Source organism: Kitasatospora sp. NPDC086801, assembly GCF_044745805.1.
Lineage (GTDB): Bacteria > Actinomycetota > Actinomycetes > Streptomycetales > Streptomycetaceae > Kitasatospora.
In genome coordinates this window covers 178,615-199,083 of the sequence record NZ_JBIVAX010000008.1, presented here as the reverse complement: position 1 = coordinate 199,083, position 20,469 = coordinate 178,615, and the positions used below count along the sequence as shown (strand labels likewise).

The following is a 20,469-nucleotide window of genomic DNA, read 5'->3' as shown; positions in this document are numbered from 1 at the left end:
CCGGCCAGGCTGGGGTTCGGCCCCTGCCCACCCCCGGCCCGAGGAGTACACCACCGTGGTCCCCCCGATCATCACCCCCGACGGTTCCCCGGTCCAGGGTCCGCTCGGCATGCTCGCCAAGGCCGCCTGGCAGGTCCTCCTGATCGCCGGAATCGCCTCGCTCGCCCTCGGAATCGTCGTCTTCGCCTGGCCGAAGCAGACCCTGCTGGTGGTGGGTGTGCTGTTCGGCCTCTACCTGCTGGTCATCGGCATCGTGCAACTGATCGCCGCGTTCGGCACCCACGCGACCACCGCGCTGCGGGTGCTGGCCTTCATCAGCGGGGCGATCTGCATCCTGCTGGGGCTGCTCTGCTTCCGCAGCGCGGTGCAGTCGCTGCTCCTGCTCGCGATCTGGATCGGCATCGGTTGGCTCTTCCGGGGCATCACCCAGCTCGCCGCCGCCGTCTCCGACCCGTTGATGCCGGCCCGCGGGTGGCAGGCCTTCGCGGGCGTGGCCAACACGCTGGCCGGCGTGCTGCTGCTGGTTTGGCCGGTCGGTTCGATCGCCGCGCTGACCGTCCTGGCCGGCTGCTGGCTGCTGATCCTCGGGCTGATCGAGATCGTGACGGCCCTCCAGATGCGCGGCCGGGCCAAGCAGATCCCGTCCGGGGTCTGACTCCGCGGGCCCGACTCCGCTGATCTGACCCTGCGAGCCCGACCCTGCGAGCCCGACCCTGCGAGCCCGACTCTGCGGGCCTGACCCTGCGAGCCTGACCCTGCGAGCCCGGCGGAAGTCCAGGCGGCCGCCGACGTCCCGGACCGGTGTTACCGCGTCGGCGCGTAGCCGATCCGGAACGTGGCGGTGTCCAGCCGTTCCGGCGTGAGCCGGACGTCGGTCAGCCGCTCGGCCAGCGCGAACGCGGCCCCGGTGTGCAGGTCGTGCCCCTCCCCGTCGAGTTGGAAGCCGCAGGCCGTCAGCAACTCGGGGACACCGGGGGCGTCGGCGTCCGAACCGTGCCGCTGGGTGGGGAACAGCGGCTCGAACTGGAGCCGGCAGCCGCCCTGCTCCCACCAGTTGAAGTGGTCCACCGCGCAGGCGTTCCGGAAGTGCGAGACCAGCCGGGTGCCGTCGGCGAGGCGGCGGATGACGTCGGGCAGGCTGCCGAGGTAGCCGAAGACCTCGACGACGAGGGCCCAGCCGTCGAGCTCGGTGACGGCGACGAGCAGCCGGTCCTCCTCCGGCTCGAACTGGGCCTCGGCCTCCTCGTCCTCCCCGTCGTCGAAGGTCTCCCAGGCCGCGACCACCGCGTCCAGGCCGGTGACCTCCCGACCTGGCAGGGCGCCGAAGCGGCGCAGCAGTTCGTCGGCGGTGATCCCCTCGACCAGCGTCAGGCAGTAGGCCTCTCCGGGGATGGGGTAGCGCTGTTCGAACCAGGCGTAGTCGGTCGCGTGTGCGGTCATGCGCCGATGCTGCCAGCCGCCTGTGACACCGTCGACGGTGGCGGCCGGCGGCAGCTGGTACGCGACACGCTCAGAGCCAGACCGGCGCGTCCGTCCCCCAGCGCCCCGGCGGGCGGGACCAGTCGGCGGGCGCGCCGGTGTAGGCGATGGGCGGCAGGGCGTGGCGCAGCCGTCCGTAGGCGGAGTCGGTCTCAGCGAGCCACCGAACCGGGTCGTACGTCCCGGCGTCCGGAGCGGCGCCCTCCGAGGCGGCGTCCTCCGAGGCAGCGGGCGCGGGCGACTCGGGCGCGGGCAGCTCGGGCGCGGGCGACTCGGGCGCGATGCCGTGCAGCAGCCAGGAGGCCGTACCGGCGAGGGAGAACCGCAGGTGGCGGCCGCCCGGCCGGCCGGTGCGCTGCTCGGTGAGGGCGCGCAGGACGGCGGCGGCGACGAGGTAGCCGGTGCCGTGGTCGAGGGCCTGGGCGGGCAGCACGCCGGGGCGGCCGTCGGGGCCGGCCTCGTGGGCGGCGATGCCGACGCCGGCCTGGACGAGGCTGTCGAAGCCGCGGCGGCCGGCCCAGGGGCCGGTCCAGCCCCAGGCACAGAGCTGCGCGACGATCAGGCCGGGGTGGTGGGCCGCCAATGCGTCGGGGGCGAGGCCGTGGACGTCGAGAGCGCCGGGGCGGTAGCCGGTGACGAGGACGTCGGCGGTGGCGAGCAGACCGTCGAAGACGGCGCGGTCGGCGGGATCGGCGAGGTCGAGGCGGGTGGAGCGCTTGCCGAAGCCGGTGTCGGCGTGGGCGTCGTCGGCCTCGGGGAGGTGGGGCGGGTCGACGCGCAGGACGTCGGCGCCCAGCAGGGCGAGGGTGCGGGTGGCGACCGGTCCGGCGATGACCCGGGTGAGGTCGAGGACGCGGATCCCGGCGGCGGGCCGGTCCGGGTCGGCGTCGCCGAGCGGGCGGACGGGCGCGGTGCCGGTCACCCGGCTCTCCACCAGGGGGTGCACGGTGGCACTGACCGGCGCGACGGCCACGGCGAGCGCCCCCGCTTCGTACGCTCGTTCCTGGACCTGCTCGGCCGTCAGTTCGGCCAGCAGGTCGGCGAGTTGCTCGGGCCCGGCGTCGGCGGGCAGGTCGAGGGCGGCGAGCAGCCGGGTGCGGTGGTGCGGGTAGTTGGCGTGGGTGCGGACCCAGCCGTCGGCGGTGCGCCAGAAGCCCGAGTGCGGGGCGAAGCTGACGGGCGCGCGGCCGTCGACGGTCAGGTGGCGTTCGCTGACGAAGGCGGTGGCGACGGCTCCCTGGTCCACCCGGACGGCGGGGACCGGGCCGCCTGTGCGGTGGGCGGCGAGTTCGGCGGCGGCCAGCGAGCAGGCGGCCACGGTGGCCCGGGCGAGCCGGCGCACCGGCAGGCCGGAGGGCAGGACGTCGCCGGGGCCGTGGAAGGAGACCCGCCCCAGCAGGTCGGCCGATCCGCCGAGGGCGGCCCAGACGTCGGCGGTGGGCCGGTCCGCAGGTTCCCCGCCGGGCGTGGGCTCCCCGCCGCCCCCGGGATCGGCCCCGTTCGCGGTGTCACCGCCGGGCGCGGGCCGCTCGGTGGGCACGGGCTGATCGCCGGGCGCGGGCCGCTCGGTGGGCGCGGGCCGCTCGGTGGGCGCGGGCTGCCCGGTGGGCCGGGCGCTGGGGACGGTCGGACGCTCTGTCATGCCCGGCATTGTGCTCCCGCTCTCAGGCGCTCGCCGTGACGCCCGCCACCAGCATCAGCAGCACCGCCGAGACGAGGGTCATCCGGCGCGCCGCGCGCGGGGTGCCGCCGAGCCGGCCGCCCAGGCGTCCGCTGGCGTGCGCGACCAGCCCGTACACGACGGCGCAGGCCAGCACGTTGAGCGAGCCGAGGGCGAGCACCTGCCCGCCGACCGGCAGCACGGCGCCCGGGTCGACGAACTGCGGCACCAGGGAGAGGTAGAGCAGCAGCCCCTTGGGGTTGAGCAGGGCGGTCAGCATGCTCTGGCGCAGCACGGTCGCGGTGGGCTGCGGCTTGGGCGCGGTGAGGGCCGTGGCGGCCCCGCCCTTGCGCAGCGCGAGCAGCATGGTGACGGCCAGCACCAGCAGGTACGCGGCGCCGGTGAGGCGCAGGACGGGCAGGGCGGCGGGGACGGCGCGCAGCGCGGCGGCCAGTCCGGCGCTGGAGAGCAGGGTGTGGACGGCGTAGCCGGCGCAGACGCCGCCGACCGCGATGAAGGCGGCGCGTCGCCCCTGGCCGAGGCCTCGGGCGGCGATGTAGAGCCAGTCGGGGCCCGGTGTGCAGACCAGCAGCAGGTCGACTCCGAGGAAGAGGAGGAGGGCGTGGGTGTCCATGGGTGGCGTGACCTGTCGTGCTCGTTCGGGCGGGTCCCGGCCGTTGGTCCGGTGATCCTCGCGGCACCTGTTCGGTGCGTTCGGTCACTGAAGGTAGCCGGACAGCCCTGGCACGCGATGGCGACTTCATGCTGGTCCGGCCCGTGTTTTGGCAGAATATTGCGCCATGGACCGAATCGACCGCAGAATCCTCCGCGAGCTTCAGCAGGACGGCCGCCTGACCAACGCCGACCTGGCCGCCCGGGTGGACCTCACCCCCTCCCCCTGCCTGCGCCGGGTCCGACAGCTGGAGCAGGACGGCGTGATCCGCGGCTACCGGGCGGTACTGGACGGCGCGGCGGTCGGACGGGGCTTCCAACCGTTCGTCACGATCACGATGCGTCACGAGGACCAGGTGACGGTCGCCGAGTTCGAACGCCGGGTGGCAGAGCTGCCGGAGGTGGTGGAGGCGCACCGGCTCTTCGGGGAGCCCGACTACCTGCTGCGCATCGCGGTGGCCGACATCGCCGCGTACGAGCGCTTCATCACCGACGTGCTCTCCGGCCTGCCGGGGATCGCGCAGGTCAACTCGCATCTGACGATGAAGCAGGTGAAGGCCGACCGGGGGCTGCCGATCGGCGGGTAGGGTGCGAACGGGGGCCGCCGCGGCCGCCCGTACGGGGGACAGCGCGACAAGGGGGGCTCCATGCACGCGATCCGCCGCCTCGATCTGGGGTACTTCGTCCGGCCTGCGTCCGAGGTGGGCGGCCCGGAGCCGAGGGTGGAGCCGGTCCTGGCGTACCTGGTGCGCCGCCCGGAGGGGCTGCTGCTGTTCGACACCGGGATCGGCGCGGGCGATCCGGAGACCGAGGCGCACTACCGCCCGGTCCGCCGCCCGCTGACGGAGGCGCTCGCGACCGTCGGCGTCGCCGGCGCCGACATCGACCTGGTGGTCAACTGCCACCTCCACTTCGACCACTGCGGCGGCAATCCGCTGCTCGCCGGCACGCCCGTCCTCGTGCAGGCGGCCGAACTGGCCACCGCCCGGCGCGGCGCCTACACCATCGACGCGCTGGTCGACTTCCCCGGCGCCGACTACCGCGAGCTGGACGGCGAGACGGAGATCTGGCCGGGCGTGCGGGTGCTGCCGACGCCCGGGCACACCGACGGCCACCAGTCGCTGGTGGTCGAGCGGCCCGGTGGCGGTGCGGTGGTGCTGGCCGGGCAGGCGTACGACTTCGCGTCCGAGTACGGCCAGGCGGTGCTCGCCCGGCGGGCGGCGCGCGAGGGCGTGGCCGCGCCGCTGCCCGGCTACCGGGCCTGGCTGGACCGGCTGGCGGCGTACGGACCGCGCCGGGTGCTGTTCGCGCACGACCACGCGGTCTGGGAACCGGTCGGATAGGGCCGGCGGCCGGGCCGGGCGCGGTTCACAGGGTCCAACGGGTTCGGAGGTCCAGAGGGTCCAACGGGCTCGGAGGCTCAGGGCTCGAAGGCTCAGGGCTCAGAACGTGAAGCGCAGCGACCGGACCCGGTGGTCGAAGTTGGACGGCACGATGTCCGGCTCGCCGACCGACCGCACCTCGGGCAACCGGGAGAACAGCTCGCGGAACAGCACCTTCATCTCCTGCCGGGCCAGGTGCGCCCCGATGCAGTAGTGCGGCCCGCCGCCGCCGAAGCCGAGGTGGGGGTTGGGCGTGCGGGTGATGTCGAACGCGTCCGGGGCGGGGAAGACCGTCTCGTCCCGGTTGGCCGAACCGAAGAACAGCGCGACCTTCTCCCCCGCGCGCAACAGCGGGCCCCCGGGGCCGCCGAGCTCGTGGTCGACGGCGAGGGTCCGGCGGAAGTGGATGATCGGCGTGGCGTGGCGGACGATCTCGTCGACCGCGCCGCCGAGCCCCCCGTCGAGGTCCGCGAGCAGCAGGGCGCGCTGCTCGGGGTGCACGGTCAGCAGGTGCAGGCCGTGGGCGAACGCGTTGCGGGTGGTCTCCACTCCGGCGACCAGCAGCAGGGAGAAGAAGGAGCCGAGTTCGCGTCCGGTGAGCCGGCGGCCGTCCACGTCCGCGGTGACCAGCGCGGAGATCAGGTCCTCGGCGGGCCTGCGGCGGCGCTCGCGGCCGATCGCGGCGACCATGCCCTGCATGCGGGCCAGCGCCAGCAGCCCGCGCCCTGGCATCCGGAGCCGGCTGCGCAGCGGGCGGGCCACGCCGGTGTGCTCGGAGGCGTGGTTGACCTGGTCCAGGATCGCCCGGCGCGGACGTTCCGGGATCCCCATCATGGTGCAGATCACCTGGAAGGGGAGCTCGGCGGCCACGGAGGTGACGAAGTCCTCCGGCCGCCGCCGCTCGACGTCGTCGACCAGGCGGGTGGCGACGCGGCGGATGTCCTCCTCGACCTGGCCGAGCAGCCGGGGGGTGAAGGCCCGCGAGACGATCCGGCGCAACTGGGCGTGCCGGGGATCGTCGAGGTTGACCATCGAGTCCCCGAACACCAGCCGGACCCAGCGGGGCGGTTCGGGGGAAAGGACGCCGGGGCCGCTGAGGAACACCGCGGGGGTGCGGCTGGCCTCGACCACGTCGGCGTGGCGGACCAGCGCGTGGAAGCCCTTGCCGGTGGCGGGATCGCCGAAGAACACCGGAGCGGGGCGTCGGCGCAGTTCGGCGAAGGCGGCCGCGCGGGCGGGGGCGGGCAACTGCCAGAAGCGGGGGTCGGCGAGGTCGGCGGCGGGGGCCTCCGAGCCGGTCGAGGTCTCCATGGCCGGGCCTCCTGCTTCGCGTTCGGCGTTCGCCCGGCAGCCACTGTCGGTACCGGGGTGTGCACATCTAGTGAGCAAGCGATGGGCGATGTCAAACCGCGGCGATGGTCATACGAATGGGTTGGTGCGGCGGCCAGGCCGGATACCTGGACGCCGGGCACACGGGCCGGGCATGGTCTCACGGGGTGGAACCGGCCAATACCGGAGGGTGCGATACAGCCCGGGCGGGGCGGGTGCGACGATGAGTGTCATCGTGATGACCGACCGGATCCGCCTGCTGCGCGCCGCGGTCTTCGCCGCGCTGTGCGTGGCGCTGGCCGCCGCGGCGCACGTCGCCATGGCCGGGGCCGGGGTCTCACCGCCGGTGCTGGCCGGCGCGTTCGGGGCCGTCCTCGGTCTGACCTGGCTGCTCGCCGGCAAGCGGCGCGGGCTCGGCGCGATCAGCGCCTGGATGGTCGCGACGCAGAGCGCGCTGCACCTGTTGTTCGAGCAGGCCGCGGCGCTCGGTCAGGGGGGCGGCGGTCTCGGCCGGCTCGCCACCACGGACTGGGCCGCGCTGCTGCTCTGCAACCCCGAGCGGATCCCCGGCGGACTCTCCCCCGTCGAGCTGGCCCGGATGGCGGGCCTCGACCCGGACGTCCCGCCCGCCACCGGCGGCCTGCACGCCATGGCGGGCATGCACCACGGGACGGCGGCGGGTGTGCTTTCCGCCCCGCTATCCGCCCCGCTATCGGCATCAGCATCCGCCTCGGCATCGGCATCGGCCGATGGGATGGCGCTGGACGTGGCCGGGATGGCGGGGATGCCCGGCATGCCGGGTACGTCAGGCGTGTCCGGAGCATCCGCCGCGTACGGGATGCCCGCCGGGACGACGCACGGCATGGCACATGGCATGGCGCACGGGATGTCCTTCGGGATGATCGCCGCCCACGCGCTCGCCGCGCTGGCCTGCGCGCTGCTGCTGTGGCGCGGTGACGCCGCGCTGGTCCGGCTCTTCGAGCTGCTCGGCGCGCTCGGCACCGTGGTCGCGGGAGTGCTGGTGCTCCCGCTGCTGGCGCTGTTCGCGCGCCCCTTCGGCTACCGCCCGCCGGCTGTGCCCCGGCCCACCGGCCACCGGATCCGGCCACCCCGGCCGGTGCTGCTCACCCATGCCGTGGTCCGGCGCGGCCCACCGGCGCTCGCCCTCGCCTGCTGACGCGCCCGCCGTTCCCCTCCTCCGCTCCTCCGCCTACCACCCCCGGCCGCCGACCGCCGCCGGGGACCGCGGGGTCCACGGGGTCCACGGGGTTCGCTCGACGGGCAGGTCGCCCTGCCGCTCGGCCGTGCTTTCGCCGCCGTGCCGCCAGGGCCCGGACCCGCGTCCGCCCGCCGCCTCCTCCGCGAGGCGTCGTGGGCCGCGCGGAAGTCCCATGGATGCCGGCGGCGCCGCCTCGGGTGGCGCCGCTCCCAGCCCTCCCCTCAGGACCTTCGCATGCCTGACTACGACGGCGCACCGGCTTCGGCCGGCGCCACCGTCCTACCGCTCCGCGGGCTCCGGCCCGTCCGGAGCCTGACCGCCCCCGAGCCCTTGCGTGCCGAGCCCGTTCAGCAAGCGGGCCGACCACTCCTCCGACGGGCCGTCGGCGGCGCTCGCCCGGACGCGTCCGCGCAGTTGCCCGGCCCGCTCCAGCCACGCGCGGCAGCCTGCGCAGCGCGCGACGTGCCGGTCCAGCCGGCTGCCCGGCAGCCCGGTCGGTTCGCCGTCGAGCCGGGCCGACAGGGCGGTACGGAACTGCGCGCATCTCATACGACCATGGTCCCGCACCGCCCTCACGGTGGGACCGGCCGGGTGGGAGGCCGCCGTGGATGACGAGCAGCTCACCGCGCTCGCCCTGACCGCCCGCGCGGGCCGGGCCCCGGACGTCGAGGCCTTCGTCCGCGCCACCCAGCGGGACGTCTGGCGGTTCGTCGCCCACCTCACCGACGTCCAGTCCGCCGACGACCTCGCGCAGGAGACCTTCCTGCGTGCGCTGCGCGGCCTGCCCGCGTTCGCCGGCCGCTCCTCGGCCCGCACCTGGCTGCTGTCGATCGCCCGGCGCACCGTGATCGACCGGTACCGGACGGCCGCCGCCCGACCGCGCTACGCGGCGCTGCCGGACTGGCAGGAGGCGGCGGAGCGACAGGGGGCCGAACCGACGGCCGGGTTCGAGGACGGCGTCGCGCTCGGCGACTTGCTCGACCGGGTGCCCGCCCAGCGGCGGGAGGCCTTCGTGCTCACCCAGGTGGTCGGCCTGAGCTACGCCGAGGCCGCCGAGGTCGCCGGCTGCCCGGTCGGCACCGTCCGCTCCCGGGTCGCCCGCGCCCGGGAGGAGCTGATAGCCCGGCTCCGCGCGGCCGAGGGCGGGGAACTCGCGGCGGCCTGCTGAGCGGATGACAGGTGACGGGTAACAGATGACAACTAACAGATAACAGATTTCGAAATCTGTTATCTGTTAGTTGTCAGTCGCCCGCCGCCGCCACACTCCTCCGAAAATTCCTTCATATGTTCGGAACTGGATCCCCCGCGCCTCCGACTGCTGTACCGGACACCGCCGCCGAGGCGGTGTCCGGTACAGCAGTCGGGCAACGGAGGGACTTCATGGCAGCGCAACAGCCACTGGCCGCCGCCACGCTGACGAACAGTCAGGTCGAACCGGCGGACCGTTGGATCCTGGTCGTGGCCGCCGGGCTGCTCTCGTTCGTCGCGATGCTCGACATGAACGTGGTCAACCTGGCCCTCACCGACATCTCGGCCAGCCTCCAGGTGTCCGCCGGGGTCGCACAGTGGGCCACCCTTGGCTACCAACTCCCGCTGGTGGCACTCCTCTTGCCCGCCGGTCGCTGGCTGGACCAAGTCGGCACCCGCGCCGCGCTGCTGCTCGCCGTCAGCTGCTTCGCCGCGTGCAGCGTGCTGGCCTCGCTCGCCCCCTGGGCGGGCTGGCTGATCGCCGCCCGGCTGCTGCAGGGCGCCTTCGCCGCAGTGCTGTTCGTCCTGATGCCGGTGCTGGCCGCCACCTCCGTCCGCCCCGCGTCGCGCGGACGGGCGATGAGCGTCCCGGCGACGCTCGGCCCGCTCGGCGCCGTCACCGGGCCCGTCATCGGCGGCCTGCTGCTGGACCACTTCGGCTGGCGGGCGGTCTTCCTGATCAAGCTGCCGGTCTGCCTGGCCGCCGTGCTGATCGTGCGCCGGCACGCCCCGCGGCGGGGCCGGCTGCGCCCGCCCGACCGGGCGTCGCTCGGCGACGCCGCCCTGATAGGCGCGGCCGTCGCCGCCGTGCTGCTCGCGCTGACCCTGGCCCCGGAGGCGCCGCTGTGGCTGCTGCTGGCGCTGCCCGCCGCCCCGCTGGTCCTGGTCTGGCTGCGCCGCCCCGGCGGCAGGCCGGTCGCCGAAGTGCTGCGGGCCGCCGGAACCATCGGGGTCAACGCCTCGGTGCTGGCCCTCGCCGCGGGCTTCGCGGCCTGCCACTACCTGCTCGCCCAGCACCTGCGCGGTCCGGGCGGCGAGAGCGCCACCGCCACCGCGCTCACCATGCTCGCCTTCCCGCTCGGCATGGTGCTGGCCGGCCGGGTCGGCGGGCGGCTGGCCGACCGCTGGGGCGCCCGCCCGACCGCGCTCACCGGCGCCGCCGTCACCACCCTCGGTCTGGCACTGCTCGTCCCGCTGGACACCGACTGGTCCGCCTCGGACATCGCCTGGCGGCTCGCCCTGGCCGGTGCCGGGATGGGCCTCAACGGCGGCCCCACCCAGGCCCTGGTGATGACCGCCTCGCCACCCGGGAAGCTCGCCACCGCGGGTTCCGCCGTCCAACTCGCCCGCAGCCTGGGCTTCGCCGTCGGCCCGGCCCTGGCCGGCGCCGCCGCGCTGGCCGGCGACCGGGCCACCACCGGCACCCGAACGGGCATCGCCCTGGCCGCCCTGGTCGCGGCGACGGCCGTGGCCCTGCTCGCCCTGCACCGCCGTCCACGGACCTGAGACCACCGGCCCCCCGAGCACCACCCCGGGCCCCACCCCGGCGCCGCCCGCCCGCAGCTCCCCCACCCCCAACGCCCGTACCCCGCCATGCCCGTACCACCGGAGGAACACCGCAGATGACCGACACCGTCCACGATCCGGCACCGGCCCGCCCGGCGGACGAGCCGCGCTGCCCGTACGGGTACGACCAACTCCCGGACCCCGTACCGCTGTACGGCCCCGCGTACAAGAGCGACCCGTACCCGCTCTACCGCCGGATGCGCGAGGCCGGGCCGGTGCACCGGGTGGAGTTCCCGAGCGGCATCCACGCCTGGCTGGTCACCGGCTACCAGGCCGCCCACGAGACCCTCAACGACCCCCGGTTCGGGAAGAACCACGCGCTGGGCAACGAGAACTGGCGCAGGCTGGCGTCGATCATGCCCGAGCCGCAGCACTCCCAGTTGCAGGTCCACCTGCTGCACCAGGACCCGCCCCAGCACACCGCGATGCGCCGGCTCGTCCTGGACGCCTTCGCACCGCGTCGGGTGGAGTCGTTGCGCCCGCGCTTCCAGGAGCTGGCCGACGCCCTGGTCGACGAGCTGCCCGCAGCCGGTGGCGCCGACCTGGTGGCCGGCTTCGCGGCCCACTTCCCGTTCCGGGTGCTCGCCGAAGTGATCGGGCTGCCCGCCGAGTTGGCGGTCCGCTTCGACCGCGACTGGGGCAAGGTCGTGCAGCCCGTCGGCCCGCACGACCCGGGCCGCCCGGCGTACGAGGCTCGGCTGCGCGGCCTGCAGACGTACATCACCGACGTGGTCGCCCGCAAGCGCGCCGGGGGTCCTGCCGGTGCGCACGACCCGCACGACCCGGCCGCGGCGGGCGCCGACCTGCTGGGCCGGCTCGTCGCCGCCCACGACGCGGGCGAGTTGAGCCGCGAGGAGCTCGACTCCATGGTGTTCCAACTGCTGGTCGCGGGCCAGGAGCCGGTCACCAACCAGATCACCACCATGCTGATCACCCTGCTGCGCCACCCCGACCAGCTCGCCCGGCTGCGCGACGCCCTCGCCGAAGGGCCCGCCCACGACCCCGGCCTGCTGGCCCGCGCGGTGGAGGAACTGCTGCGCCACGACGCCGCGTTCGAGCTCACCACCTGGCGGTTCCTCGCCGAGGACGGCGATCTGTTCGGGACCACCGTCCCGGCCGGCGACTCGGTGATCGTCTCGCTGTGCGCCGCCAATCGGGACGAGACGCGGTTCCCGGACGCGGACCGCCTCGACCTCGACCGCACGCCCAACGCCCACCTCGCCTTCGGCCACGGCATCCACTACTGCCCCGGCGCCGCCCTGGCCCGGGCCGAACTCCGGACCGCCATCGCCACCCTGCTCACCCGGCTGCCCGGGCTGCGCCCGTCCGAGGCCGCCCACGAGGGCCTGGACTCCCTCGCCTGGATCCCCGCCGTCCTGGCGCGCGGGGTCAACCGGCTGCCCGTCGCCTACGACCGGCGCGTCTGAACCGGGCCCTCGGCCGGCCCGCGGCCGCGCCCACCCGACGAACGCCTGGCAAACGCCTGACGAACGCCCGCCCGACACCCCGTACGGTGCCCCGTACGACTTTCCACGGAGGACCACCATGCCGCCCGCCGGCACCGTTTCCACCCGCCACCGCCACCACACCGCACCCACACCCACACCCACACCCACACCCGCGAGCGTCGAGGGCGCCGGGGGCGTCGGGGGCCTCACCGACCCGCAGTCCGCCGCGCGGCTCGCCGCCCGGATCCTCGGCCTGCTGCTGCCGCACCGCCGCGCCTCCGACCCCGGTCTGGACGCCCGGCCCGAGCACTTCCCGTGCCAGCTGGCCCAGTTGACGGACTTCATCACCGCCGGCGACCCGATCCTGTTCACCCTGCCCGGCTTCCCCTGCAAGTCGCCGAACCCCGCGAAGGTGCTCAGCCACCTGCCCGACGAGGGCGAGCGGCTGTCGCTCACCTTCCTCGACGGGCTCTGTGCGGAGATCGGCGGGCACTACGAGCCCGGCGCGCGGATCCTGATCTGCTCGGACGGGCACATCTTCGGCGACCTCGTCCACGTCCCCGACGAGCACATCGACGAGTACTCCGACGAGTTGACGGCGATGATCGGACGCGAGGGCCTCGCCCACCTCGCCACCTTCGACCTGCGGGACGTCCTCGGTGACCTGCCGTACGACGACAAGCGCGCCCGGGTGCACGCCCAGTACGCTCCGAGCGTCGAGGAGTTGCGCGAACTAGTGCTGACGGACGAGGAGACCCTGCGGCTCTACCGCGGCATCACCCGCTTCCTGGCCGACGACACGGTCGGCTTCACCGGCACCCGCTCAGCCCTGCAGCGCGACTGCCGCCGCCGCGCGTACGGGGTGATCCAGCGCAGCCGCGCCTGGGGCGAGTTGATCGCCGAGCAGCACCCCCGGTCGGTCCGGCTCTCCATCCACCCGCAGCCGGCGGGCGCGCCGAAGTTCGGCATCCGGCTGCTGGAGGCGGCCGACGCCTGGATGACGCCCTGGCACTCCTCGGTACTCCACCGCACTGACGGTGACTGGGAGTTGCTGCGCAGCGAGGACGCCGCACGGCGCGGCCGGCTGGTCGAACTCGACGGCCGGCCGAGCCACTACGAGGCGTTCTGACGGGCGGGCTCCGCCCCGGCGGTCGGGGAGCGGTGGTCGAAGGCGATCAACGGGTCGCCGGTGAGCGGGTGTTCGACCACCGCCGCCCGGACGCCGAACACCTCGGCGAGCAGCTCCGCGGTCAGCACCTCGCGCGGCGCCCCGGAGGCCACCAGGGCCCCGTGGTGCAGGACGTGCAGCCGGTCGCAGACGGAGGCGGCGGCGTTGAGGTCGTGCAGGGCGACCAGGGTGGTGCGGCGCTGCTCCCGCAGCAGGGCGAGGAGTTCGACCTGGTGCCGGACGTCCAGGTGGTTGGTCGGCTCGTCCAGCACCAGGACGTCCGGTTGCTGGGCGAGTGCGCGGGCCAGCAGCACCCGCTGCCGTTCACCCCCGGACAGTTGGGCGAACCGGCGGTCGGCGGCGTCCGCCATGCCGACCCGCACCAGCGCGTCGGCGGTGATCCGGTGGTCCTCGGCGTCGTCGGCGGCGAACGACCGCTTGTAGGGGGTGCGGCCCATCGCGACCACCTCGCGGACGCTCAACTCGAAGTCCCCGCCGCGCTCCTGCGGCAACGCGGCGATGTGCCGGGCGGACTGCGCGGGGCGCAGCCCGGCCAGGTCGCGCCCGGCCAGCAGCACCCGCCCGGCGCTCGGCCGCAGGTGCCGGTAGACGGTGCGCAGCAGGCTGGACTTGCCGCTGCCGTTGGGCCCGACCAGTCCGGCGATCTCCCCCTCCTCCGCGACCAGGTGGACGCCGGCCACCACCGCCCGCCCGGCCAGGGTGACGCTCAGGTCCTCGACGGCGATCCTCACGTGCGCTCCAGTCGTCGGTCCAGCAGGTAGAGCAGGGTGGGGGCGCCGAGGACGGCGGTGACCACGCCGATCGGCAGTTCCTGGCCGTCCAGCACGGTGCGGGCCACGGTGTCGACCACGACCAGCAGCAGCGCGCCGGTGAGCGCGGACAGCGGCAGCAGGCGCCGGTGGTCGCCGCCGACGAGCAGGCGGCAGACGTGCGGCACCATGAGCCCGACGAAGCCGATCGCGCCGGAGACCGCGACCAGCACACCGGTGAGCACGCTGGTGACGACGAAGACCTCCCGGCGCAGCCGGGTGACGTCCACGCCGAGCCCGGCGGCCGTCTCGTCGCCCATGAGCATCGCGTTGAGTCCGCGGGCGCGGGCCTGGAGCAGGGCCAGCCCGAGCGCCACCGCGATGGCGGGGAGGGCGAGTTGGGCCCAGACGGCGCCACCGAGACTGCCCATCAGCCAGAACAGCACGCCGCGGGTCTGCTGCTCGTCGCGGGTCTGCAGGACGAGGTAGCTGGTGATGCCGCCGAGGAACTGGGCGATGGCGATGCCCGCGAGGACCAGGCGCAGCGGGGAGAAGCCGCCGCCGCGCCGGGCCGCCAGCCAGACCAGGGAGAACGCGGCGAGCGCGCCGGCGAAGGCCGCCAGGGAGACGGTGAGGCCGAGTGCGCTGCCGAAGGCGAGGTCGAGGCCGAGCGAGGTGCCGAGGACGATCGCGGCGACCGCCCCGAGGGAGGCGCCGGAGGAGATGCCGAGCAGGTAGGGGTCGGCGAGCGGGTTGCGGACCAGGGCCTGCACGGCGGTGCCGACCAGGCCGAGCCCGGCCCCGACCGTCGCCGCCAGCAGGGCGCGCGGGACGCGCAGTTGCCAGACGATGAGGTCGCGGGTGCCGAGTTCGGGGGCCCGCCCGGTGAGGTGGTGGGCGACCACCGACCAGACCTCGCCGGGCGGGATGTCCACCGCGCCGAACGACACGGCGGCGGTCAGCGCGAGCACCAGGGCGGCGGTCAGCGCGACGGCCAGCGGCCCGGCCCGCAGGGTGCGGGCCGGGCGGGACTCGTCGCGCCGTTCGGCGGAGACGGCCGACGTCATCGTCTACTGCCCGTTCTTGACGAGGTCGGGGTGGACGGTGGCGGCGATCCGCCGGACGGCGTCGGCGTTGCGCACGCCCGCGATGGTGGTGACCTCGGAGCCGAGCCGCACGAAGTGGCCCTCCTGGACGGCCTTCAGGCCCTGGGTCGCGGGGAAGCCGCGCAGGAACGCCTCGGCGTCGTCGAAGGCCTTGCGGGTGGCCTCCTCGCTGCCCCGGTTGCGGACGGCGAGCTGGATCCAGTCCGGATTCTTGGCGACGACGTCCTCCCAGGAACCGGGCTTGAAGTCGGCGTCGCAGTCGGCGAACACGTTGCGGGCACCGGCCTGGGTGATCACCGCGTTGGCGACCTGCCGGCCGCAGACCGCCACCGGCTGCTTGGTGCCGGCGTCGAAGTCGAAGACGAAGTAGCCGGGCCGCTGCGCCTCCGGTACGCCGGTGAGCGCGGTGCGCACCTCGCCGATCTGCTTCTCCATCCCGGTGACGAGTTCCTCCGCGCGGGCGGCCGTGCCGGTGACCGCGCCGAGGCGGCGGATGTCGTTCTCGACCCCGGAGAGGTCGGTGCGCGGCGCCTTGGCGGCCTTGGGGGTGCCGGCGCAGGCGGTGGAGAGGAGGTAGACGTGCTGGATGCCGGCCGCCGCGAACTCCTCCTCGCTGGGCCCGGTGGCACCGCCGCCCATCATCGGCATCGCGCCGAAGGTGTCGAGGTAGAGGTCGGCGCCGGAGCCGAGCAGCTTCTCCTTGGGGATGGTCTTGTCGCCGAGCACCGGCACCTTGGCGCCCTGGTCGGCCAGGGCCGGCGGGAGGGTGCCCTTGCCGGGCGGGAAGCCGGTGCCGATCACCCGGTCGCCCGCGCCGAGTTGGAGCAGCACCTCCAGGGCGGCGGCGTTGCTGGTGACGATCTTGGTAGGGGCCTTGGCGATGGTGGTCTCCCGGTCCGTGCAGTCGGCCACCTTGACGGGGTAGCCGCCGGCCGGGGCGGTCTGGGCGGCGCCGGCCGCGCCCCGCTCTCCGCCTCCCCCGCCGCCGTTCCCGGCGCCGCTTCCGGCGCCGCTTCCGCAGGCCGTGGCGAACAGGGCGACGGCGGCCGCGATTCCGCAGACAACGCGAGGGCGCATGACAACTCTCCTGGTCGGTGATCGTGCCAGGGCGTGTCTCGTCATTCGCGGCGGATCAGCGCGCGGCGTTGGGCCGGGATGCCCGGCGTCGCGCGCCCGGCGGGGATGATGAGACACGCCCCAGGGGTCCGTGCTGCGAACCCGGACCAGGTAGTCGGCCGGATCGTCCGGCGGGTTCCCGGGGATTTCCGCGCCGTCCGCCGCCCGGCCGCTGCCCACCGCCCACCGCCCGTCCGGTGCCCGGCCGCCACCCATCCGGTGCCCGTCCGCCGCCCGTTCGCGAACCTCCGGCGTAGGGTGGCCGGATGGCCGATCCCACCGTCCTGCGGGACGATCTCGACCTGCCCGTCCGGCTCGGCCCGCGCCCGCCGCGCCGGGTGGTGTCGCTGGTGCCGTCGCTGACCGAGGCGGTCGCCGCCACCGCGCCCGGGCTGCTGGTCGGCGCCACCGACTGGTGCAGCCACCCGGCCGACCTGGCGGTCGCCAGGATCGGCGGCACCAAGAACCCGGACGTGCCGGGGATCATCGCCCTCGCCCCGGACCTCGTCCTCGCCAACGACGAGGAGAACCGGCGCCCCGACCTGAACGCGCTGCGAGCGGCCGGCCTGCCCGTCTGGGTCACCGACATCCGCACCCTGGACGGCGCGTTCCGCTCGCTCGACCGGCTGCTCACCGCCGCCTGCGCACTGCCGCGCCCGGGCTGGCTGGACCAGGCCGAGGCGGCGTGGGCCCCGGTCCGGCGCCCACCGGACGGCCCGCGGGCGATCGTGCCGGTCTGGCGCCGCCCGTGGATGGTCCTGGGCCGCGACACCTTCGCCGGAGACCTACTGCGCCGCCTCGGCCTCCATCTCGTCCACGCCGGGCACGCCGAGCGCTACCCCGCCGTTCCACTGCCCGAACTGCTCGCCTGCCGACCGGAGTTGGTGGTCCTGCCGGACGAGCCGTACCACTTCACGGCGCAGGACGGCCCCGAGGCGTTCCCAGGTGTCCCGGCGGCGCTGGTCAGTGGACGCCATCTGACCTGGTACGGACCGTCCCTGGTGACGGCGCCGACGGTCCTCGCTCGCGCGCTGGAGCACCCGTTCGTCCGGGGTTCGAACGGCACATCGTAGGATGACCGCCACTCACCGGGACGGCCGGTGACGAGTGGGGGGACCACACGTGGCAGTCAGCACATCCCGGAGAGCACTGGTCATCGTGTCGGCCGCGGCGGTCTCGACGGCCGTCCTGGCCGGCTGCGGCACCAAGCACGCCGACAACCACCAGAACAGCGCGCCGGACACCACGGCGGTCGCCGCCACCGGCACCCCGACCGAGACGCCGAGCGCGAGCCCGTCCGCGACCGTCACCCCGACGCCGACCAACTCCCCGACGGCCAGCGCCTCCCGCAGCCCGAACCCGTCCGCGAGCAAGTCCACCAAGCCCGCCCCGACCACCCCGGCCCCGACCACCGCCAAGCCCGGCGCCCCGACCAGCCCGCCCGCCGCGCCCGCCACCCCGCCCCCGGTCGCCAAGCCCGCCATCGTGGCCCCCGTGCCCGTCGCCAAGCCCGGCCCGGTCGCACCCCCGCCGCCGCCCGCGCCGGCGATCCCGCACGTCCCGCCGCTGCAGAGCGGCTGCCAGCCCAGCAAGCCCCAGCCCGACGAGCCCAAGGAGGCCGTCGGCGCGGCCCTCGCCACCGCCGCCGGCCAGGCCCGCACGCTCAACCTCAGCAGCGGCGGCACCGACAAGCTCCCGCCGCTGCCCGTCAACCTGGTCAAGGCGATCGCCTGGCAGGAGAGCGGCTGGCAGTCCGGCATCCTCGCCTGCGACGGCGGGATCGGCACCATGCAGATCATGCCGAACACCATCAGCTGGATGAACAGCAAGTACGCCACCAACTCCGACGCGAAGACCCTCGCCGGGAACGTCCAGCTCGGCACCCAGCTACTCGACTGGCTGGTCGCCTACTACGGCGACTCCTCCTTCGACGGCAAGTACGACCTCTCCCCCGACCCGGCCACCGGCAAGACGCCGCTGCTCGACCTCGTCATCTCCGCGTACAACGCCGGCGCGGGCAACGTGCACTACAACACCGTCACCGACCCGGCCACCGGCCAGGTCGTCGGCAGCCTGGTCATCCCCAACCCGGGGTACGTGGCCAACGTCAAGGCGCTGATGGCCGGCCAGCCGTGGACCAAGACCGGCTGACACCCCCGGGGCCCCGTGGGACAGCGGAAGGGCCCGGGACGCGATCTCTCGCGTCCCGGGCCCTTCACCGGTCTTCCTCGCTGGTACGTCAGCCCCGCGCGGCGGTGACGGCGGCGCCCAGCGCCTCCTTGATCCGCGGCCCGAGGCGGGCGAAGCCCAGCTCCTTCATCGCCGCCCGCAGCAGTTCCTCCTCCGTGCGCTTCACACCGTCACCGTCCACCCACCGGACGACGGCGAGCAGTTCGTCGGCCGAGTAGGCGGTCACGGGCCGGCCGGGCGTAAAGTCCGGCTTCTCGGGCTGACCGGCGGCGACGGGCGCGGGCTCGGCGACGGGCGCGGCGGCGGGCTCGGCGGCGGGCGCCTCCTCAACAGCCTCGACCTCAGCCACCGGCTCCACGGCCTCAGCCTCAGCCGCCGACTCCACGACGACGGCGGGCGCCTCCTCAACAGCCTCGGCCTCAGCCACCGGCTCCACGACGACAGCGGGCGCTTCCTCGACGACCTCGACCTCAGCCACCGGCTCCACGACAGCAACGGGCTCAACAACCGGCTCGACCTCGGCCGCCGCATCCACGGCCTCAGTGGCCTCGGCCGCATCGACCAGTTCCACGACGACAGCGGGCGCCTCCTCGACGACCTCGACCTCAGCCACCGGCTCGTCGGTCTCTGCCACGGGAGCCTCGACCACGTCGACCTCGGCGACCGTCTCGGGCTCCGCAGCCTCCTCGACCGTCTCCGGCTCGACGACGGGCGCGTCCTCCAGGACGGGCGCCTCCTCCGCAAGCTCGGCTTCGGCGTCGGCTTCGACGGCGGGGGACTCGACGACGGCCTCGGCCTCCGCTGCCTCCGTTACGTCCGTTGCCTCTGTGGCTTCCGCGTCCTCGACGGCCTCCGCCGGCGCGGCCACGGGCTCGTCCGACTCCGCGGCCTCTGCCAGGGCGGCGGTCGCGGCGGCCACCAGGTCGTCGGCGGCCGGGGACGGCGCCGGGAGGGAGACCACAACAGCGGACGGGGCTTCCTCCGTCACCTCCTCCTCAGCCGCCTCAACCGCAGCCTCAGCCTCGACCTCGACCTCGACCGAACCCGAACCCGCGTCCGCGTCCACCTCCCTGGCGGTCACCGTCTCCTCGACCGAAGCCGGAGCCGGAGCGGCGGCGGCGGCGGCACTGTCCTCCCCCGCGAGCCCGTCCCGCTGGCCGCCGGCCAGGGCCTGGCGGGCGGTGTACGCGGCTTCGGCGTCGCGGCGGTCGGCCTGGGCGGCGGCGAGTTCGGTGAGCAGGTCGCCGAGGCCGGCGTCTTCCAGGGTGGCGCGCAGGCCGCGGATGGTGGGCAGGCGGTAGAGCGTGCCTTCGTCGGCGGCGAGCCGTTCGACGAGGTCGACGAGCTCGGCGAAGGCCAGTCCGTCGAGGTCGTGGTCGGGGAGCAGCCGGGCGAGGCCGCGCAGGCCGGTGTTGATCGCCTCGAAGGCCTGGGCGGTCCGCTCGACCAGGGCGCCGTCGGCGGGGACGACCGGGAGGGTGCCGGCGGGGGCGAGGGCGGCCCAGGCGCGGCGCTCGACCTCGGCGGAGGCGAGTGCCTCGTGCAGGTCTTCGCGACGGATGCGGCGGTCGGTGGCGAGGGCGGTGGCCTGCTTGCGCAGGGAGCGGGCGCGCAGCCAGGAGAGCTTGGCGCCGTTCTCGCGGCGCCAGGTGCCGTCGGCGGTGGCGGCGGCGAGGGCGCCGAGGTCGGCATCGTAGGCGGCGGCGGTGAGGGTGGCGGAGGTGCGGTGGACGCGCTGGAGCATCTCGACGAGGAGTGCGGCCTTGGCGACGGTGTCGGGTTCGTCGAGCTTGGCGTCGGCGGCGAGGGCGGTGACGGCTTCCCAGGTCTGGCGGAGGTCGCGGCCGCGCAGTTCGGCGAGGGCGGTGGAGGCGGCCCGGGCGTCCTCGGGGGTGGCGACGGTGTCGACGGCCGCGTACCAGGCGTGGGTGTCGGCGGTGAGGGTGAAGGCCCCGAGTTCGGCGTAGCGGCCGAGGTCCTCGCGGAGGTCGGTCTCCGCCGTGGTGGCCTTGGCGTCCTGGGGGTCCTTGACGTCTGCGGCGTCGGCGACGTCCACCGGGTCGGCTGCGTCGGCGTTGCGCGAGTGAAGCACTGTCATGTGAGGTCCGGTTCTGGG

At 74.9% G+C, this 20,469-nt stretch carries 19 protein-coding genes; 10 read left to right on the top strand and 9 right to left on the bottom strand.

What is annotated here, in order from left to right; translation table 11 throughout:
- The first annotated feature begins 55 nt into the window (after nt 1–55).
- On the top strand, nt 56–655 hold the full coding sequence (locus tag ACIPLC_RS12960; protein WP_400473009.1) for an HdeD family acid-resistance protein: 600 nt from the start codon (nt 56–58) through the stop codon (nt 653–655).
- Between the two features lie 149 nt (nt 656–804).
- Here ACIPLC_RS12960 and ACIPLC_RS12955 read toward each other — a convergent pair whose 3' ends face one another.
- The 3 genes from ACIPLC_RS12955 to ACIPLC_RS12945 form a co-directional block, all read right to left on the bottom strand.
- Nucleotides 805–1,440, bottom strand: a complete 636-nt coding sequence (locus ACIPLC_RS12955; protein ID WP_400473008.1) for a DUF6461 domain-containing protein — start codon at nt 1,438–1,440, stop codon at nt 805–807.
- 70 nt (nt 1,441–1,510) lie between these two features.
- The gene (locus tag ACIPLC_RS12950) at nt 1,511–2,797 is read right to left on the bottom strand and encodes a CoA transferase (RefSeq protein ID WP_400473038.1); all 1,287 of its coding nucleotides are present in this window, start codon (nt 2,795–2,797) and stop codon (nt 1,511–1,513) included.
- A gap of 346 nt (nt 2,798–3,143) precedes the next feature.
- Nucleotides 3,144–3,773, bottom strand: coding sequence for a LysE family translocator (locus tag ACIPLC_RS12945; RefSeq protein WP_400473007.1), 630 nt, complete (start codon nt 3,771–3,773; stop codon nt 3,144–3,146).
- A gap of 166 nt (nt 3,774–3,939) precedes the next feature.
- Between ACIPLC_RS12945 and ACIPLC_RS12940 the strand changes: the two genes are divergently transcribed.
- On the top strand, nt 3,940–4,398 hold the full coding sequence (locus tag ACIPLC_RS12940; RefSeq protein ID WP_400473006.1) for an Lrp/AsnC family transcriptional regulator: 459 nt from the start codon (nt 3,940–3,942) through the stop codon (nt 4,396–4,398).
- A 60-nt stretch (nt 4,399–4,458) separates the two neighbouring features.
- On the top strand, nt 4,459–5,154 hold the full coding sequence (locus ACIPLC_RS12935; RefSeq protein ID WP_400473005.1) for an N-acyl homoserine lactonase family protein: 696 nt from the start codon (nt 4,459–4,461) through the stop codon (nt 5,152–5,154).
- A gap of 99 nt (nt 5,155–5,253) precedes the next feature.
- Here ACIPLC_RS12935 and ACIPLC_RS12930 read toward each other — a convergent pair whose 3' ends face one another.
- Nucleotides 5,254–6,504, bottom strand: coding sequence for a cytochrome P450 (locus ACIPLC_RS12930; RefSeq protein WP_400473004.1), 1,251 nt, complete (start codon nt 6,502–6,504; stop codon nt 5,254–5,256).
- A 241-nt stretch (nt 6,505–6,745) separates the two neighbouring features.
- On the opposite strand from ACIPLC_RS12930, the gene ACIPLC_RS12925 reads away from it, so the two are divergent.
- Complete coding sequence (locus ACIPLC_RS12925; protein ID WP_400473003.1) at nt 6,746–7,699, top strand: hypothetical protein; 954 nt, start codon at nt 6,746–6,748, stop codon at nt 7,697–7,699.
- A 321-nt stretch (nt 7,700–8,020) separates the two neighbouring features.
- Here ACIPLC_RS12925 and ACIPLC_RS12920 read toward each other — a convergent pair whose 3' ends face one another.
- Nucleotides 8,021–8,290 (bottom strand): zf-HC2 domain-containing protein, encoded by a 270-nt coding sequence (locus ACIPLC_RS12920; protein ID WP_400473002.1) that lies wholly within the window; start codon nt 8,288–8,290, stop codon nt 8,021–8,023.
- 55 nt (nt 8,291–8,345) lie between these two features.
- Between ACIPLC_RS12920 and ACIPLC_RS12915 the strand changes: the two genes are divergently transcribed.
- The 4 genes from ACIPLC_RS12915 to ACIPLC_RS12900 all read left to right on the top strand — a co-directional run bounded on the left by ACIPLC_RS12915 (nt 8,346) and on the right by ACIPLC_RS12900 (nt 13,132).
- A complete protein-coding gene (locus ACIPLC_RS12915) occupies nt 8,346–8,909 on the top strand; it encodes a sigma-70 family RNA polymerase sigma factor (protein ID WP_400473001.1) in 564 nt (187 codons plus the stop codon).
- Nucleotides 8,910–9,121: 212 nt separating this feature from the next.
- Nucleotides 9,122–10,495, top strand: coding sequence for an MFS transporter (locus ACIPLC_RS12910; RefSeq protein WP_400473000.1), 1,374 nt, complete (start codon nt 9,122–9,124; stop codon nt 10,493–10,495).
- Nucleotides 10,496–10,611: 116 nt separating this feature from the next.
- Nucleotides 10,612–11,982, top strand: a complete 1,371-nt coding sequence (locus ACIPLC_RS12905) for a cytochrome P450 (RefSeq protein WP_400472999.1) — start codon at nt 10,612–10,614, stop codon at nt 11,980–11,982.
- A gap of 118 nt (nt 11,983–12,100) precedes the next feature.
- Nucleotides 12,101–13,132 carry an L-tyrosine/L-tryptophan isonitrile synthase family protein gene (locus ACIPLC_RS12900; protein ID WP_400472998.1) on the top strand — a complete coding sequence of 344 codons (1,032 nt, stop codon included), beginning with the start codon at nt 12,101–12,103 and terminating at the stop codon, nt 13,130–13,132.
- Here ACIPLC_RS12900 and ACIPLC_RS12895 read toward each other — a convergent pair.
- Genes ACIPLC_RS12895 through ACIPLC_RS12885 form a run of 3 tightly spaced genes read right to left on the bottom strand, consistent with a single transcriptional unit; the run spans nt 13,117 to nt 16,124 of the window.
- Complete coding sequence (locus tag ACIPLC_RS12895) at nt 13,117–13,923, bottom strand: ABC transporter ATP-binding protein (RefSeq protein WP_400472997.1); 807 nt, start codon at nt 13,921–13,923, stop codon at nt 13,117–13,119. The two genes, ACIPLC_RS12900 and ACIPLC_RS12895, sit on opposite strands and share 16 nt — an antisense overlap.
- On the bottom strand, nt 13,920–15,008 hold the full coding sequence (locus ACIPLC_RS12890; protein ID WP_400472996.1) for a FecCD family ABC transporter permease: 1,089 nt from the start codon (nt 15,006–15,008) through the stop codon (nt 13,920–13,922). The genes ACIPLC_RS12895 and ACIPLC_RS12890 overlap by 4 nt, the downstream gene beginning before the upstream one ends.
- A 3-nt stretch (nt 15,009–15,011) precedes the next feature.
- Complete coding sequence (locus ACIPLC_RS12885) at nt 15,012–16,124, bottom strand: ABC transporter substrate-binding protein (RefSeq protein ID WP_400472995.1); 1,113 nt, start codon at nt 16,122–16,124, stop codon at nt 15,012–15,014.
- Nucleotides 16,125–16,429: 305 nt separating this feature from the next.
- Between ACIPLC_RS12885 and ACIPLC_RS12880 the strand changes: the two genes are divergently transcribed.
- Nucleotides 16,430–17,236, top strand: coding sequence for a helical backbone metal receptor (locus ACIPLC_RS12880; RefSeq protein ID WP_400472994.1), 807 nt, complete (start codon nt 16,430–16,432; stop codon nt 17,234–17,236).
- Nucleotides 17,237–17,285: 49 nt separating this feature from the next.
- The gene (locus tag ACIPLC_RS12875) at nt 17,286–18,314 is read left to right on the top strand and encodes a transglycosylase SLT domain-containing protein (RefSeq protein ID WP_400472993.1); all 1,029 of its coding nucleotides are present in this window, start codon (nt 17,286–17,288) and stop codon (nt 18,312–18,314) included.
- Nucleotides 18,315–18,402: 88 nt separating this feature from the next.
- On the opposite strand, the gene ACIPLC_RS12870 is transcribed toward ACIPLC_RS12875, so the two are convergent.
- Nucleotides 18,403–20,451 (bottom strand): hypothetical protein, encoded by a 2,049-nt coding sequence (locus ACIPLC_RS12870; RefSeq protein WP_400472992.1) that lies wholly within the window; start codon nt 20,449–20,451, stop codon nt 18,403–18,405.
- Nucleotides 20,452–20,469: the final 18 nt, after the last annotated feature.